Source organism: Microbacterium flavescens, assembly GCF_018588945.1.
Classification (GTDB): domain Bacteria; phylum Actinomycetota; class Actinomycetes; order Actinomycetales; family Microbacteriaceae; genus Microbacterium; species Microbacterium flavescens.
The window spans coordinates 92,706-109,300 of sequence record NZ_JAFIWA010000005.1 but is presented as its reverse complement, the minus strand read 5'-3'; the positions used below and the strand labels follow the sequence as shown (position 1 = coordinate 109,300).

Here is a 16,595-nt window from a genome sequence, read left to right as displayed (position 1 = left end):
GCCCACGTCCCGGGCCACCGCCGCATCAGGAGGTCTCGTGCGACCACGCGTGTCGATGGCGGACGTCGCGGCGGTCGCCGGCGTCTCGGGGCAGACGGTCTCGCGCGTGGTGAACGACAGCCCGCGCGTCGACCCGGCGACGCGCGCCCGCGTGGAGTCGGCGATGGCGCAGCTCGGCTACCGGCCTCACCGAGCCGCTCGTGCGCTGCGCACCGGCCGCACCCAGACGCTCGGCCTCCTGGTCTCGACGCTGGCGACGGTGGGCAACTCGCGCATGCTGCAGGCGGTGGCGGATGCCGCGGCCACCCGTGGCTACGCCCTCACCGTCGTGACGCTCGGCGCCCACCCCGACGTGTCGTCCGCCTTCGAGCGTCTGAGCGACCAGGGCGTCGACGGAGTCATGGTGCTCAACGAGGCGACCGCAGCCGCACGGGACGCGCCCGCGCCCGCCGGACTCCGCGTCGTCGTGGTCGACACGCTGCCCGAGCCCGAGGGGGAGCGGCGTTTCGGCATCGTCCAGTCCGACCACGCCGGCGGCGCCCGCGCCGCGACCGAGCACCTCCTGTCACTCGGGCATCGCACCGTCCACCACCTCGGAGGTCCGTCGACGTCGTTCGCGGCATCCGAGCGGGAACGCGGCTGGCGCGAGGCGCTCGCGGCCGCCGATGCACCGCAGCCGCCGGTCGTGCGCGGCGACTGGACCGCGGCGTCCGGCCACGCCGCCGCGCCCGGACTCCTGGGCGACGCCGCGACCGCGGTGTTCGCCGCCAACGACCAGCTCGCGCTGGGGGCGATCCGCGCGTTCGCCGACGCGGGACGCGAGGTGCCCGGCGACGTGAGCGTGGTCGGCTTCGACGACATCGCGGATGCCGCCGACTACCGTCCGCCGCTCACCACGGTGCGCCAGCACTTCGACGGGCTGGGTGAGCTCGCCGTCGCGGCGCTCGTGGCCGCAATCGAGGACGGCGTGGCCGGCTTCGAGCTGGTGCCGACGACTCTGCAGGTGCGGGAGAGCACGGCTCCGGCCCGCTGACCGGAAGCCGCCGGCCGCGTCGCTCAGTCCAGCCGCGCGGTCCAGCGCGCGGCGCGCGCGATGATCGTGCGCAGCGCGGGGGAGGCGTACGCCCGGGCATCGTGTCCGAGCGCGCACACGCAGGCGCGGGTGGGCTGCTCGCGCACCCAGACGAGCGGATGCCGCGTGCCGTCCTGCTCGTGCGCGGCCAGCACCTCCAGCCCGTCGTCGAGCACCAGATCGGTGTAGCGCTCGTCGAACAGCTCCACGTCGTCCATCCCCGCGGTGATCGGGTGCGTCGCGTCGACGATCCGGACGCGGGCCTCGCCGATCTCCGGATGCCGCGACGTGCCGTCCTCCCACGACCCGCCGATGGCCGCGCGCCAGGCCGGGTAGTCCCGCAGGCTGGACAGTGCGGAGTGGATCGCCAGCAGTCCGATGCCCCGTGCGATCGCCGCGTCGAGACCCTCGCGCGCGGACGGCGACACGAATCGGCGGGCGCCGGGGTCGAGCCACGGATCGCCGGCGTTCACGACGAGCAGCGCGGCGCCCTCGAGCCGCGTCAGCGCGACGTCCGGATCCTCGACGACCTCGACAGACCACCCGTCGGCACGGAGGACGGCGGCCAGGTGCCCGCTCGTCTCGGCGAACGGGTGCCACGGGTCTGCGTAGCGAGCCGCCCCGCTCGCGATGACTGCCCGGGGCGGATGTGCCGGTGCCGTGCCGGCGTCGATCTCGGGGGTGCGCATCGAACCATGTTGCGGCAAGAGAGCGTGTGCCCGCATCCCCCTCCCCACCGGTGGAGAATGGCCGCATGCATACTGTCGTGATCGCCCCTGATTCGTACAAGGGCACGGTCGCGGCCGCCGAGGCCGCCGCCTGCTTGGGTGAGGGGTGGGCCCGTGTCCGCCCGCACGACCGCGTGCGGCTCCTTCCCATGGCCGACGGCGGCGAGGGCACGATCGACGCCTTCGCGACGGCGATCCCGGACGCGCAGCGGATGCCGATCACGGTGACCGGACCCGAGGGCACGCCGGTCGAGGCGTCCTGGCTCCTCCTCCCCGTCACCGCCGACGCACCCGGCGGAACCGGGGTCGTGGAACTCGCGTCGACCAGTGGCATCGAGCTGCTCGGCACCCCCGCCCGGCTGCGCCCGCTCGACGCGAGCACGCGCGGATTCGGCGAGGCGATCGCCGCGGCGCTGGGGCACGGCGTCTCGCGACTCGTGCTCGGCATCGGTTCGAGCGCGTCGACCGACGGCGGAACGGGGATGCTCTCCGCGCTCGGAGCGAGATTCGCGGATGCCTCGGGCCGGCCGATCGCCGACGGTGGACGCGGACTCGCCCAGGTCGTCACCGTCGACCTGTCGGGACTCCCGGCGCTGCCGCCGGGCGGTGTCACCGTGCTCAGCGACGTCACGAACCCGCTCGTCGGGGCGTGGGGCGCAGCCGCGGTGTTCGGTCCGCAGAAGGGGACGTCGGGAGAGGATGTGCTCGCCCTCGACGCCGAACTGGGCCGTTACGCGGAGCTGCTTCCGGCCGATCCCGAGACGCCCGGCGCGGGCGCCGCCGGCGGCACCGGCTTCGGACTGCTCGCCTGGGGCGCGACGCTCGTGCCCGGGTCGGCCGCGGTCGCCGACCTCGTGGGGCTCGCCTCGGCGGTGGCCGAGGCATCCGTCGTCATCACCGGCGAGGGGTCGTACGACGGCCAGTCCGCCGCGGGCAAGGTGCCGGCCCACGTCGCCGCCGTCGCGGCAGCGTCGCAGGTCGCGGTCGCGCTGGTTGCGGGGCGCATCGCCGGCGACGCCGACACGTCGGGATTCGCGGCGGCAGTCTCGCTCACCGACCTCGCCGGCTCTGCCGAATCGGCGATGGCGTCACCGGCGCACTGGCTGGTCGAGGCGGGAGCGGCGCTGGCGCGGTCGCTGGGCTGACCCGCGAGCGAAACGCCGCCCCGGTCAGGTGCTGCGCCGCGGAGTGCTCCCACGCACGACCACGTCGAGCGTGAGCGGCGGGTCCGCGTCAGGCTGCCAGTCCGTCTCAACGGCCGCGCGCAGTGCGCGGTGGCCGAGCGCGGCGAACGGTGCGCGCACCGTCGTCAGCCCCGGGCCGATGTCGCGGCTGGTGGGGATGTCGTCGAACCCAGCGACCGCGATGTCGGCGCCGACCTCGCGGCCGGCATCACGCACAGCCGACGCGATCCCGGCTGCCACCACGTCGCTGATGCCGAACAGCAATGTGCCCTCCGGCAATCCGTCGGCGAGCAGCTGCCGCGCCGCCGCGTAACCGGCCTCGCGGGTGGTCGCGCCGTGGCGCACGGCGGCGACGGTTCCGCCGCCCGCGGTGAAGCCGGCCGTGAAGCCGTCGATGCGGTCGTCTGACGCACGGAGACCTTCGAGTCCGCCGACAACCACGGCGTCGCGGTAGCCCAGTTGCGCGAGCTCGGTGCCGAGCGACTCCGCGCCGACACGGTTGCCGAGGCTGATCGACCGCTGCCCCGGCTCTCCCTCGCCGAGCACCACGATGTGGCAGCCCACGGCGGCGAGCGCGGTGAGCTCGTTCTGGAGACCAGCGGAGTCCGAGCCCGCGTTGCGCGCGACGCCGAGGATGAGCCCGCGGGGCCGCTGCCCGCGCATGGTCCGCACGAGCCGCAGCTCGCGCTCTGGATCCCGGTCGGTGTCGGCGATTGTGACGACGAAGCCGGCTTCCTCGGCGCCGCGGACGACCCCGGAAGCCAGCTGGCCGAACGAGACGTCGCCGATGTCTGCGACGAGCAGGGCGACGATGGCCGAAGTTCCGCGGGCCGTCGCCTGGGCAGACAGATTCGCGGTGTAGCCGAGCTTCTCGGCTGCGGCATCCACCCGCTCGCGGTAGCTCTCGGCCACCTTGCGGGTCGATCCGTTGAGCACGCGGGAGGCGGTCGCCAGCGACACACCCGCCTCGCGTGCGACGTCGTGCAATGTTGCGGCGCCTCGGGCAGGCGCGTGCATCTCGCTCACGAGGCTGAGTCTAGGACCTTTGTCCGGATCGCGGTCTGGTCAGGCGAACCTCTCCATCAGGCGCCTTCGCGAACAAGGGCAGCGTCCTCTAGCCGTCCGTGGTCAGCACCCGCCCGTCCCGAGCCCCAGGTCGTTGAGCGAGCGAAGCGAGACGAAATGCGGGCACCCACCCCCGGGTCGTTGAGCGAGCGAAGCGAGACGAAACGCAGCCCGCCGCGACTTAAGCCCCGCCGAGGGCCTCGGTCACGACCGCACGGGCCTCGGCCTGCACTTCGGCGAGGTGCTCGGGTCCGCGCAGCGACTCCGCGTAGAGCTTGTAGACGTCCTCGGTGCCCGACGGCCGCGCGGCGAACCAGGCGTGCTCGGTCTGCACCTTCAGCCCGCCGATCGCGGCGCCGTTGCCCGGCGCGTGCGACAGCTTCGCGGTGATCGTCTCACCGGCGAGCTCGGTCGCCGTGACGGCCTCCGGGGCGAGCTTTCCGAGCGCGGCCTTCTGCGCCGGCGTCGCCGGCGCGTCCACGCGCTGGTAGGCCGACGCACCGAACTCCGCTTCCAGCTCGGCGTACCGCTGCGACGGCGTCTTCCCCGTCACCGCGAGGATCTCGGCCGCCAGCAGGCACAGCAGGAGGCCGTCCTTGTCGGTGGTCCACACCGTGCCGTCCTTGCGCAGGAACGAGGCGCCGGCCGACTCCTCGCCCCCGAACGCCACCGATCCGTCGAGCAGTCCGGGTACGAACCACTTGAATCCGACCGGGACCTCGAGCAGCGGCCGGCCGAGCGACTCGGCGACGCGGTCGATGATCATCGACGAGACGAGGGTCTTGCCGATCGCGGCATCCGTCGGCCAGTCCGGACGGTGCGAATAGAGGTAGTCGATCGCGACGGCTAGGAAGTGGTTGGGGTTCATCAGCCCGGCGTCGGGCGTGACGATGCCGTGGCGATCGGCGTCGGCGTCGTTGCCCGTCAGGATGTCGTACTCGTCGCGGCGGGCGACGAGCGCGGCCATCGCCGACGGCGACGACGGATCCATGCGGATCTTCTCGTCCCAGTCGAGCGTCATGAACTTCCACGTCGGATCGACGTCGGGGTTCACGACGGTCAAATCCAGTCCGTGCACTTCGGCGATCAGCGCCCAGTACTCGACCGACGCGCCGCCCAGAGGATCGGCGCCGATGCGCACGCCAGCGGAGCGGATCGCGTCGACGTCGATGATGCTCGCGAGGTCGCGCACATACGCATCGCGGAAGTCGTAGTCGCCGAGGGCATCGCCGTCGAGGTCTTTGAACGGCGTGCGCGCGACGCCCTCGAGACCCGCGGCGATGAGCTCGTTCGCGCGGTTCGCGATCCAACCGGTGGCATCGGTGTCGGCAGGACCGCCGTTCGGCGGGTTGTACTTGAAGCCACCGTCTCGCGGCGGATTGTGGCTGGGCGTCACGACGATGCCGTCGGCGCGGCCCGGGTCCGCGGCATCCCGCCCCTTGTTGTACTGCAGGATCGCGTGACTGAGCGCCGGTGTCGGAACCCACGAGTCGCGGGAGTCGACGCGCACGTCGACGCCGTTCGCGACGAGCACCTCGATGGCGCTGCGCTCGGCCGGGAGCGACAGGCCGTGCGTGTCGCGGCCGAGGAACAGCGGACCCTCGATGCCCTGCTCGCGGCGGTAGTCGACGATCGCCTGCGTCGTCGCGAGGATGTGCACCTCGTTGAAGCTCCCCGACAGCGACGAGCCGCGGTGGCCGCTCGTGCCGAAGGCGACGCGCTGCTCGGGCACCGACGGATCGGGCTTGATGTCGTAGTAGGCGGAGATCAGGTCATCGATGTCGATGAGGTCGGATGCTTCGGCGGGCTGTCCTGCGCGACTCATGGTTCCAGTCTGCCTGTCTCAGCGGAGGGGCGCACCGTCTTGACGCCGGGCGTCGGCGGGCGGATGTGTGACACAGCTGCTCCTGAGCGGACCGCGGGCAGTCCGACCCCGCGTGTTTCCGCGGCCGGCTGTTCCACCGCGGCGGAGTTGTGCGCCCGGCTAGGCTGGCACGCGTGACTTCCGAGGTCGGCTCCGCCGAGGCACCCGCCGCCGTCCGACGCACCTACAGCTATCTCGGGCCCGCGGGCACGTTCACCGAGGCGGCGCTCGCCCAGGTGCCCGAAGCCCGCGCGCAGAACTGGCGGCCGGTGCGCAACGTCGGCGAGGCGCTGGCCGACGTCGTCGAGGGGCGGTCCGACGCGGCGATGATCGCGATCGAGAACTCCGTCGACGGCGGGGTGTCGACGGCTCAGGATGCTCTGGCCACCGTCCCCGGACTCCGCATCGTCGGCGAGTACCTGGTTCCAGTCGAATTCGTGCTCGTCGGACGCCCCGGCGCCGCGCTCGACGATGTCTCGCTCGTAGCCGCGCACCCCGTGGCCTACGCGCAGTGCCTGCAGTGGCTCTCGCGCACGCTGCCCGCCCACGCCCACATCCCGGCCGCGAGCAACGTGGCCAGCGCCATGAGCCTGATCGACGGATCGAGTGATGCGGATGCCGCGATCGCGCCGCCGGGAATCCTCGAGCACCACGAACTCGAGCTGCTGGCGTCGGCGATCGGCGACAACCCCAACGCGGTCACGCGGTTCGTGCTCGTCAGCAGGACGGTCGCGCCGCCGCCGCCCACCGGCGCCGACAAGACGTCGCTCATCGCCGAGCTCCCCGACGACCACCCCGGCGCCCTCCTCGAGATGCTCGAGCAGTTCGCGACGCGCGGCATCAACCTCTCGCTGCTGGCGTCGCGCCCGGTGGGCGATGCGCTCGGCCGGTACCGGTTCGTCATCGACGCGGATGGGCACATCCAGGACGAGCGCATGGCCGACGCGCTCCTCGGCCTGCGGCGGTTCAGCCCGAAGGTCGTCTTCCTCGGCTCGTACCCGCGCGCGGACCGCGCCGTGGTGCACTATCCCGACCGCTACTCCGACGATGTGTTCGTCGAGGCGCGCGACTGGCTGCGCGGCCTCCTCAGCGGTGAGCCGGACCTGGCATGACGGCGGCGGAGCGGTTCGAGTTCGACCCCGCGAACGAGACCCACGCGCGCACGCTCGCGCGACTCCAGGGCGAGCAGGTCGCCTGGCTCGGCACGATCGGCCGAGACGGCTTCCCGCACGCCGTGCCCATCTGGTTCCTGTGGCGCGACGGCCGCGCGCTGATCATGAGCGAGCCGGCGACGGCGAAGGTGCGCAACATCCGCGCGAACGACCGCGTGCTGCTGCACCTCGAGGCGGGGGCCGACGGCGAGCAGCTCAGCGTGCTCCGCGGCATCGCGACGCTCTCGCCCGAACCGTCGACGGCGTGGCTCCCGCGCATCGCGGACGAGTACACGGCGAAGTACGACGCCTGGCTGCAGCGCCTGAATCTCACGACCGAGACGATGGCCGAGCGCTATTCCGTCGTGATCGAGGTCACGCCGCACACGCTGATCGCCTGGTAGCGCCGGCGCCCGCACCCTGCGGCCGCCCGGGCCCCGGCAGTACCCTGGACCATGCTCGATCCCGCGAGCTCCCTCGCCGCCGGCCGACAGGCCTACGCCGCGTCCGACTGGTCCGGCGCCCTCGCCGGGCTGAGTGCCGCCCGGGAAGACGCGCCTCTCGACGCGGACGATGTCGCCGCCATGGCGCGTGCCGCGTGGTGGCTCGGGCGGATGCCCGACTCGCTCGCGTTCGCCGAGGAGGCGTTCCGCGGCTTCCTCGAGACCGATCGGAATGTGGACGCCGCGATGACGGCGCTCCAGCTCGGGCTCCTGTGGATCACGCGCGGCGACCTCACGATCGGCAACGCCTGGGTGCACCGCGCGCGGCGGCTCCTCGCCGACGAACCGGATGGCCCCGCCCACGCCTACCTCGCCTACCTCGACGCTTCGCTCGCGCTGATGTTCCAGGCCACCGTCGACTGGGACGAGCATGTGGATCGGCTGGCCGACCTCGCGCGCCGGTTCCCGGATCCGGCGGTGGAGGCGCTCGCGCTGGCGGGGCGAGGCCTCGCGGCCCTGCGCAGCGACGACTCCGCGCGGGGGTTCGCCCTCCTCGACGAGGCGATGCTGCCCGTGCTCGCGGGGCGGCTCCCCGCGGAATGGGCCGGAGACATCTACTGCACGGTGATCCACGTGAGCCACGAGCTCGCCGAGTTCCGCCGCATGGAGGAGTGGACCCGTGCGACCGAGCGATGGTGCGAGCAGTTCGGCAGCGAGTCGATCTACACCGGCATCTGCCGGGTGCATCGCATGGAGCTGCGCAGCGACCGCGGGGAGTGGACGGACGCCGAGGACTCCATCGTGCGGGAGTGCGCCGACTTGGCCGGCGGCAACCCGTGGGTCGCCGGCGAGGGATTCTACCAGCTCGGCGAGCTGCGTAGGCGCCGCGGCGACCGTGCGGGCGCACGCGAGGCGTACGCTCTCGCCCGCGCGTCGGGCATCGACCCGCAGCCGGGGGAGGCGCTGCTGCTCCTCGAGGAGGGCGATGCGATCGGCGCGCGGACCCTGCTCACCCTGTCGCTCGCCGAGCGGGATGCGCTGGCGCGCGTCCGTCTGCTGCGCGCCGCGGTCGAAGTCGCACTCGCCTGCGGCGACAGCGCGGGTGCGGCATCCGCGGCGAACGAACTCCGACAGGCCGCGGATCGTTTCGCGAGCGCCGGCTTCGCGACGTGGTCGGCGCATGCCGACGGCATGGTCGCGCTGGCTGCGGGCGATCACGCGTCGGCGCTCGCCGCGCTGCGACGGGCCGAGGCATCCTTCCGCGGCGACCGGCAGCTGTACGAGCTCGCGCGGGTGCTCCTCCTCGAGGCGCGGGCACACGAGAAGGCGGGGGATGCCGCGGCCGCCGGCGCGGCGCGCGACCATGCCCGCGGCATCCTGGACCGGCTCGGCGCACGAGTGGAGGAGGGCGTCGCGCGGGCTCCGGCAGAGGGGCCACTCACCCCACGCGAGCGCGAGGTGCTGGCACTGGTCGCCGAGGGAGCGGGCAACCGGGAGGTCGCGCAGGGCCTCTACATCAGCGAGAAGACCGTCGGCCGGCACCTCGCGAACGTCTATCTGAAGATCGGGGTCGGCACGCGCACGGCGGCGGCGGCATGGTGGCACGCGCAGCGGGCAGCCGGCCCCGGCGGCGGTCATGCAGACGCGGGCCGCGCGGATCTGCATGATTCTCCCGATTCGGCCGGATCGCGCCCGTCCTAACGTCGGTGGTGCGAGGCCGCTGGGCGCCTCGTTCTCGCCGGAAGGACCATCGCATGACCATTGCAACCCCCGACACCGCGGCGTCGACATCGACGGCGGAGGAGTACGCCGAGCGGATGATGACGTCCGCGCTCGGCTGGATCGACGTCATGTCGGCCTACCTCGGCGATCGGCTCGGCTGGTACCGCAGCCTCGCCGAGCACGGTGCGTCGACCGCACAGGAGCTCGCCGAGCGCACTGGCACCCAGCCGCGCTACGCGCGGGAGTGGCTGGAGCAGCAGGCCGTGAGCGGTGTGCTCCTGCTGGAGGAGAGTGAGGACGGCACACATCGATACACGCTTCCGGATGCCGCGGCCGAGGTGCTCCTCGACGCCGACAGCCTCAATTACCTCGGGCCGCTGCCCCGCCTCTTCGCCGCCGTGAGCCGCACCATGCCCGAACTGCTCGACGCCTACCGGCACGGCGGAGGCGTCAGCTGGGAACGACTCGGCGCCGACGCGCGCGAGGCGCAGTCCGAGCTCAATCGACCCCTGCTCGCCGAGCTTCCGACCGCGTTCGCCGGGGTGGGCGACGTCCAGTCGGTGCTCACCCGGCCGGGCGCACGCGTCGCGGACATCGGCATGGGAGGCGGCTGGTCGTCGATCGCCCTCGCCCAGGCCTACCCCGGACTCGAGGTCGACGGATTCGACATCGACGAGCCGTCGATCGAGTTGGCGAGGGCCAATGCGGCCGCCGCCGGCGTCGCCGACCGAGTGCGGTTCCACAACGCCGACGGCGACGGGCTCGCCGCACACGGGCCGTTCGACGCGGCGTTCGCCTTCGAGTGCATCCACGACATGGCCCGGCCCGTCGACGTGCTGGCGGCTGTTCGGCAGGCCGTGGCCGACGGACCGGTCGTCATCATGGACGAGGCCGTCGGCGAGCGCCTGATCGCGCCGGGCGACGACCTCGAGCGCCTCATGTACGGGTACAGCATCTTCTGCTGCCTGCCCGACGGACTGTCGCACCAGCCCAGCGTCGGGACGGGAACGGTGATGCGCCCCGACACCCTCCGCGACTATGCGCAGGCGGCCGGCTTCGCCGACCTCGAGATCCTCCCGATCGAGGACTTCGGGCCCTTCCGGTTCTACTCGCTGAAGCGCTGAGGGGTCAGGCGCGTTTCGTCTCGCTTCGCTCGCTCAACGACCCGGGGGTGAGCGCGTTTCGTCTCGCTTCGCTCGCTCAACGACCCGGGGGTGAGGGCTCGTTTCGTCTCGCTTCGCTCGCTCAACGACCCGGGGGTGAGGCGCGTTTCGTCTCGCTTCGCTCGCTCAACGACCGGGGGTGAGGCGCGTTTCGTCTCGCTTCGCTCGCTCAACGACCCCGGGTCCGCAACCCCCGGGTCGTTGAGCGAGGGAGCGGAGCGACCGAGACGAAACGCGGTCAGCCGGCGAGGGGAAGCTCGGCGGCGAGCAGCTCGAGCGTCTGCTCGCGGCCGGGCGAGGCATCCATCGGCTCACCGTCATACGAGCCGGCGATCGGCGAGATCATGATCTCGTCCACCCCGTGCGTGGCGGCGAAGGCCGTCAGCTCGCTCGCCACCGCAGCGGGGGTGCCCACGAACCAGTTCGCGCGTGCCGAGGTCATGAACGAGTCGCCCAGGCCGTCGAAGTCGGCGGCGCCGGCGATCGACTGTTCGACGGTCTCGAGCGGCACGAGCGGACGGTTCGTCCGCAGTCGCGCGGTCATGCGCAGGTTGGGAAGGGCGCGCGCCTCGGCCTCCTCGGTAGTGGGGGCGGCGAGCACGTTGGCCGTCAGGAACGTGCGGGGCTCGGGGTGCGCCTCACTCGGCTGGTACCCGGTGCGATAGAGCTCGAGCGCGCGCTCGAGGCCCTGTCCCGAGAAGTGGTTGGCGAAGACGTACGGCAGCCCGACCGCCGCCGCGAGCTGGGCCGAGTAGTCGCTGGAGCCGAGCAGCCACACCTCCGGCACCGTGGAGGCAGCGGGGGTGGCGTGCACGTCGTACGTGCCTCCCGACGTGAATCGCACGGACGCGCCGTCGGGTGAGACGAGCGACACGATGTCGCGCACGTGGTCGGGGAACCGCTCGACGTCGCTCGTCGTGCCGCTCTGCCGCAGCAGCTGGGTGATCACCGGGTCGGATCCCGGCGCCCGGCCGAGGCCGAGGTCGATGCGCCCGGGAGCGAGCGCCTCGAGAGCGGCGAACTGCTCTGCCACCACGAGCGGCGAGTGATTCGGCAGCATCACGCCGCCCGAGCCCAGCCGGATCCGCGAGGTGCGAACGGCGGCAGCGGCCGCCAGCACGGGCGGGGTGGTCGAGGCGACGGCCGGCATGTTGTGGTGCTCTGCGAACCAGTAGCGCCGGAAGCCCAGCTCGTCGGCGCGAGAGACGAGGGCGAGGGATGCCGCGACCGCCTGTGCGCTGGTCTGGCCGGAGCGCACCGGCACGAGGTCGAGGACGGAGAGGGCCGGTGCAGAAGTCATCCCTGAAGGCAACAGCCGGAACGGCGCGAGCTATTCCCTGGGTGTTCCCCGTGAACGGTGTCCCCCATTTGGGGGACAAGCAGTCCATGTGATCGAATGGAAGAAGATGCCGGGCTGGGGAGCCCAGGGTGTGAGCGTGAACGCGCCGCCCGCATCGGGGGAAGCGCCGCCGCTCCACAGGAGTGGAGCATTTCGCGGCGCATCGCAAACGAGGGCACGTTCGTCGTGCCCGGGGAATGGGGAATCGATGTCTGTGAAGCACGTTCGCGCGCGCCGAAGCGGCCTGGCGGCCACGGCGACGACGCTCGCCGGTCTTCTCGCACTGGGCGCCGTCTTCGGCGCCGCGCCGGCAGCCGTTGCGGCGGATTCGACCATCAACCCGTTCGATGCGAACGGCGGCTTCACCGTCGTCTCGCTGGGGGACGCGTCGCTCGGCAACGGCGAGCTCGAAGGCTCCGTCGCCGCGCTCGGGGCGGTCTCCAGCACCGCGGACAACTACCCGATCCGGCACGACGTCGCCAGCGACGGGTCGTACAGTGTGCCCGTCGTCGACGGCGTCCCGGTGCGCGTGCTCGCGGCATCCTTCGCCGGCACCGGCAACTTCCAGATCACGAACGCGAGCGGCAGCGGCAACGCGAGCGAAGCGGATGCCGCGGCCTCGGTCAAGCTCGAGAACCTGACCGGCATCGCCCTCAGCGCCCGCAGCGGCGGTGTGGGGCCGGCGGCCGGAGCGGACTTCGCGCGGCTCACCAACGCCGCCGGCGGATGGATGGACCTCCTCGCCGTGCGCTACACGGCCGACGCGCTCGACACCGTGCGCTCGGCGTCGCCGGTGTCGTCCTACATCGACACGGCACGAGCGGATGCCGCGGCCGAGGCCCTCGCGGCCGTCTACGGCACCGACGGGGTGAACGAAGTGCCGCTCGCGATCGAGGGCGGCCTGGTCTTCCCGCTCTCGTTCGCTGCCGACCGTCCGAACGTGATCGACTACGGGGACGTCGCCGACCGCACGATCAAGCTCGAGCGCTCGGGCGGCTACGTGCCGACGGCCGAGGCGCCCTTGATCATCCGCGTCGCCCCCGGCACCACGACGATCGGCCGGATCAACGTCGAAGGCTGGAGCGCTCAGCACGGCGCCCAGCAGGGATACGCGCGTCACATCATGATCGACGCGTCGGCGGTCACCGGCTCGCTCACCGTCAGCGGACTCGAGCTGGGCGCGGTCTTCGCACCGTACGCGGACGTCGTCTTCGACTCGGGCGTCTCGCACAACGGCCAGTGGCTTGTGAAGTCGTTCACGTCGCGCGGCGGCGGCGAGCTGCACCACTACGGCTTCGAGGGCCAGGTGCCGGTCGACCCGACCGATCCCACGGACCCGACGGACCCGACGGACCCGACGGACCCGACGGACCCGACGGACCCGACCGACCCGACGGACCCGACCGACCCGACGGACCCGACCGATCCCACGGACCCGACCGACCCGACGGACCCGACGGACCCGACCGATCCGACGGACCCGACCGATCCGACGGACCCGACGGACCCGACCGATCCCACGGACCCGATCGACCCCGGTACCCCGGTGTCACCCGAGACTCCCGGCGACGGCGACGAGTCTGAGAGCGGCGTCGTGCTCGGCGACGGACCGGAGGCCGAGCTCGCGGTGACCGGCCAGAACGGCCTCGTGATCGGCGCGCTGGTCGGCGCGGCCGCCCTCGCGATCGCTGGCGGAGCCTTCTCGCTGCGCGCTGCCCGACGGCGCGCCTAGATTTCCCGAACCGTCCGGCGGACCCCCCATCGCCGGACGCCCCGACCCGCGGCCGAAGCCGGCGCGGGTCGGGGACCTTTTCTTCCCGCCGAGGTCCGCGCGGCGCTCAGGCCCGCGCAGACCGCTTCACTACGTCGTAGGCCTCGAGCGCCGCGCGCCGCGTCTCGCGCAGGTCGACCATCGGCTCCGGAGGGGCGTCCGAGAGGTGCTCGGGCGCCCACTCCCGCACGTAGTGCCCGTCCGGGTCGAACTTCTTCGCCTGGAGATCGGGGTTGAAGATCCGGAAGTAGGGCGCGGCATCGGCCCCCGATCCTGCGACCCACTGCCAGTTGAACGCGTTGTTCGCGGCATCCGCGTCGACCAGGGTGTCCCAGAACCACTGCTCGCCGAGCCGCCAGTCGATGAGCAGGTTCTTGATGAGGAAGGATGCCGCGACCATCCGCACGCGGTTGTGCATGTAGCCGGTCTGCCACAGCTCGCGCATGCCGGCGTCGACGAGCGCGATGCCGGTGCGGCCGCGCTGCCACGCCTCGAGCTCGGCCACCCGCAGCGGTGGCCAGGGGAACGCGTCGAACTCCCGGCGGAGGTTCGTCGTCGCGAGATCGGGGGAGCGGAACAGCGTGTGCCAGGCGAACTCCCGCCAGCCGAGCTCCGACAGGAACTTCCCCGCCCGCCCCGACGCGACCCCCTCGTGCCAGACCTGGTGCGGGCTCAGCTCACCCCAGCGCAGCCGCGGTGAGAGCAGCGAGGTCGCGCCCGCGGCGGGTTCGTCGCGTGCCCGGTCGTAGTGGTCGATGTCGTCGTGCAGGAACTCACGCAGGCGCCGGCGCGCGGCGGGCTCGCCCGGCTCCCAGGTCTCGCGCAGCCCGCCGGCCCAGTCCGGTGCGGACGAGAGGAGTTCCCAGTCCGCGAGCCGGTCGGAGTCGATCGGATGCCGCGCCCCCGCGAGCTCCCGCGGCTCGGGCAGCGGAGCGCGCGGCGCGGGAAGGGCCAGGCAGGCGCGCCAGAAGGGAGAGAACACTGCGTACGGCGTGCCGGCTCCGGTCCGCACGGTCCAGGGCTCGAAGAGGACGGATGCCGCGAACGACGCCACCTCGACGCCGTCGTCGCGAAGCCCGGCCTTCAGCGCACCGTCGACCTCGCGCTCGGGTCCGCCGTACCGCCGGTTCCAGAAGACGGCGCCGGCCGAGGCATCCGTCACCGCCTCCCGCACTACGCGCGCAGCCGGACCCCGCCGGAGCACCAGGGTGCCGCCGCGCTCGGCGAGCCGCTCGGCCAGCGACGCCAGCGAGCCGTGCAGCCACCAGCGCGCGGCCCCGCCCAGCGGGCGGATGCCCGGGGACGCCTCGTCGAGGACGTACAGCCCGATGATCGGCTCGCCTCGGTCGACCGCAGCGCGAAGCGCCGGGTTGTCGGCGAGACGCAGGTCGTCGCGGAACCACACGATCGACGGGCTCGGCATGGCCCCATCCTCCCCGGGCGCGTGCCCCGCCGGGTGGTCTTGACACAGCGCCTTCGCGTCTCCTTCGGGCTCACCCGCGCCAAGGTGCCACCTCGGGCAGCCCCGGGCCGCCACCGCCGCGTCGCACAACCAGTGGCCTCGCGCCCCGGGAAGCCGCGAGTTCAGCGACTCGGGATGCGCGCGTGTCTCACCTACTGCGGGCAGGGTCGTGGCATCCCGCAGATTCTGCGACACACCGCGAAGCCGCGGGTGTGTGAGGAGCCGCTTCCCCCGGGCTACAGGCCTTCGAGCACGTGGTCCTTCGGAACCACGACGTGCAGCGCCCCCGGGTCGACCCGCGTGCGGACCGAGACGGCCTCGCCGAACTCGTCGCCGTCGAGCTGCACCGGCCGGGGCTCCTGGGTGGCGATCTCGATGCCGGAGCCGCGCGAGTACCGCACCGCGTTGTCCTTCGTGCGCAGGGCGAGCACTCGACGGCCGGTGCGGAAGCGCCGGAGGAAGCTGTTGTCCCACGCGACGCGGCGCCACACGAAGATCCAGCCGAGGGGGCCCTTGGGCTGGAAGATCACGATGTCGAGTGCGCCGTCGGCGACGGATGCCTCGGGGATGAGCTCGAGTCCCGCGGGCAGCGATCCGCAGTTCGCGAAGAGGATGCTCTGCACGCGCGCCGAGTGCAGCCGCGCCTCGGGCAGCTGATACATCACACGGAACGGCTTGGCGCTCGGCAGCGAGCGCGCAGCGCCGTCGACGTAGGCGACCCATCCCATCGTCTTCTTGAGCTGCGCGCTGGTGTTGGCGATCATCGCGGCGTCGAGCCCGATCCCACCCATCACGACGAACGCGCGCTCCTCGGTCTTGCCGTCGCCGCGCTTGAGCGTGCTCCACCCGACGTCCATGGCGAGCGTGTCGCCGTCGAACACCGCGCGCATCATGGCCTCGGGCTCGGTCAGCGGAAGCCTGAGATTGCGCGCCAGCAGGTTGCCGGTGCCGCTCGGCACGATCGACAGCCGCACCCCCGACCCGCTCATGGCCTCGGACACCGCTCGCACCGTGCCGTCGCCGCCCGCTACGAGCACGGCGTCGGCGCCCGCCTCGAGCGCCTGGCGGGTGACGTCGTCGCCGAGGTCGTCGACCGTCGTCTCGTAGAAGAGCGGCTCCGACCACCCCGCCTCGGAGGAGAGGCGCGTGAGCGTCTCTCGCAGCGCGTCGCCGTCGGCCTTGATGGGGTTGTAGACGAGCGCGGCCTTGGGGCTGGGGCGCTCCTCGCCTCCGGCCATGGGCTTCGTCTCGCCCTCGGGGCCCACGCGCCGGGCCTCGCCGCCCTCGCCGTCCTGGGTATCGGGTGCGACGTCCTCCGGCTCGCGGATCACGTCGTCCGGTGCGGCTGCCTCCGCGGGGCGGGGCGCGTCGTCGTCGCCGTGCGATTCGGCGGGACCGTCGGGTGCGTCGCCTTCATCGGCCGCCTCCGCCGCGGCTTCGGCCACGCGCTCAGCGTCCGCCTCGACCTCCTCGGGGGCCGGTCCGTCGGCGTAGATCTCGTCAGCAGGGTGGACGGGGTCGGAAGCGTCGTCACCGCCCGGCTCAGCCGCGCGGTCGGAGTCGGGGGCGGTCACCATGCGTACAGGTTATGGCCAGATGAGGGGCCGGATGCCGCGTCCCGACCGGCGACT

Annotated in this window: 13 protein-coding genes; 7 read left to right on the top strand and 6 right to left on the bottom strand. The window is 72.7% G+C overall.

Translation table 11 applies throughout. From position 1 onward, the window contains the following. Nucleotides 1–55: 55 nt before the first annotated feature. Nucleotides 56–1,033, top strand: coding sequence for a LacI family DNA-binding transcriptional regulator (locus JX005_RS11115; RefSeq protein WP_214467801.1), 978 nt, complete (start codon nt 56–58; stop codon nt 1,031–1,033). Nucleotides 1,034–1,056: 23 nt separating this feature from the next. On the opposite strand, the gene JX005_RS11110 is transcribed toward JX005_RS11115, so the two are convergent. Further along, nucleotides 1,057–1,761 (bottom strand): ThuA domain-containing protein, encoded by a 705-nt coding sequence (locus JX005_RS11110; RefSeq protein WP_214467577.1) that lies wholly within the window; start codon nt 1,759–1,761, stop codon nt 1,057–1,059. Between the two features lie 65 nt (nt 1,762–1,826). Between JX005_RS11110 and JX005_RS11105 the strand changes: the two genes are divergently transcribed. Next, on the top strand, nt 1,827–2,945 hold the full coding sequence (locus tag JX005_RS11105; RefSeq protein ID WP_214467575.1) for a glycerate kinase: 1,119 nt from the start codon (nt 1,827–1,829) through the stop codon (nt 2,943–2,945). Between the two features lie 24 nt (nt 2,946–2,969). Here the strand turns inward: JX005_RS11105 and JX005_RS11100 are convergent, their stop codons facing one another. Together JX005_RS11100 and pgm are read right to left on the bottom strand one after the other, a co-directional pair. Further along, nucleotides 2,970–4,001 (bottom strand): LacI family DNA-binding transcriptional regulator, encoded by a 1,032-nt coding sequence (locus tag JX005_RS11100; RefSeq protein WP_214467800.1) that lies wholly within the window; start codon nt 3,999–4,001, stop codon nt 2,970–2,972. A 229-nt stretch (nt 4,002–4,230) separates the two neighbouring features. Beyond that, entirely contained in the window at nt 4,231–5,874 is a 1,644-nt protein-coding gene (pgm, locus tag JX005_RS11095) for a phosphoglucomutase (alpha-D-glucose-1,6-bisphosphate-dependent) (RefSeq protein WP_214467573.1), read from the bottom strand. Nucleotides 5,875–6,047: 173 nt separating this feature from the next. Here pgm and pheA point away from each other — a divergent pair, with 173 nt between their 5' ends. The 4 genes from pheA to JX005_RS11075 are packed head-to-tail and all read left to right on the top strand — an operon-like array spanning nt 6,048 to nt 10,353. Further along, nucleotides 6,048–7,025, top strand: coding sequence for a prephenate dehydratase (gene pheA / locus JX005_RS11090; protein WP_214467571.1), 978 nt, complete (start codon nt 6,048–6,050; stop codon nt 7,023–7,025). After that, nucleotides 7,022–7,468: a pyridoxamine 5'-phosphate oxidase family protein gene (locus JX005_RS11085; RefSeq protein ID WP_214467569.1), complete on the top strand. Its 447-nt coding sequence runs from the start codon at nt 7,022–7,024 to the stop codon at nt 7,466–7,468. Before pheA ends, JX005_RS11085 begins: the two co-directional genes overlap by 4 nt. 51 nt (nt 7,469–7,519) lie before the next feature. Next, entirely contained in the window at nt 7,520–9,208 is a 1,689-nt protein-coding gene (locus tag JX005_RS11080; RefSeq protein WP_214467568.1) for a helix-turn-helix transcriptional regulator, read from the top strand. Between the two features lie 53 nt (nt 9,209–9,261). Continuing rightward, nucleotides 9,262–10,353: a class I SAM-dependent methyltransferase gene (locus JX005_RS11075; RefSeq protein WP_214467566.1), complete on the top strand. Its 1,092-nt coding sequence runs from the start codon at nt 9,262–9,264 to the stop codon at nt 10,351–10,353. 277 nt (nt 10,354–10,630) lie between these two features. On the opposite strand, the gene JX005_RS11070 is transcribed toward JX005_RS11075, so the two are convergent. Further along, the gene (locus JX005_RS11070) at nt 10,631–11,692 is read right to left on the bottom strand and encodes an LLM class flavin-dependent oxidoreductase (protein WP_214467564.1); all 1,062 of its coding nucleotides are present in this window, start codon (nt 11,690–11,692) and stop codon (nt 10,631–10,633) included. 247 nt (nt 11,693–11,939) lie between these two features. On the opposite strand from JX005_RS11070, the gene JX005_RS11065 reads away from it, so the two are divergent. Beyond that, nucleotides 11,940–13,463 carry a collagen-binding domain-containing protein gene (locus JX005_RS11065; protein WP_214467562.1) on the top strand — a complete coding sequence of 508 codons (1,524 nt, stop codon included), beginning with the start codon at nt 11,940–11,942 and terminating at the stop codon, nt 13,461–13,463. A gap of 106 nt (nt 13,464–13,569) precedes the next feature. On the opposite strand, the gene JX005_RS11060 is transcribed toward JX005_RS11065, so the two are convergent. Continuing rightward, nucleotides 13,570–14,925, bottom strand: coding sequence for a cryptochrome/photolyase family protein (locus tag JX005_RS11060; RefSeq protein ID WP_214467560.1), 1,356 nt, complete (start codon nt 14,923–14,925; stop codon nt 13,570–13,572). Between the two features lie 275 nt (nt 14,926–15,200). Further along, nucleotides 15,201–16,541 carry a diacylglycerol/lipid kinase family protein gene (locus JX005_RS11055; RefSeq protein ID WP_214467559.1) on the bottom strand — a complete coding sequence of 447 codons (1,341 nt, stop codon included), beginning with the start codon at nt 16,539–16,541 and terminating at the stop codon, nt 15,201–15,203. Nucleotides 16,542–16,595 lie beyond the last annotated feature (54 nt).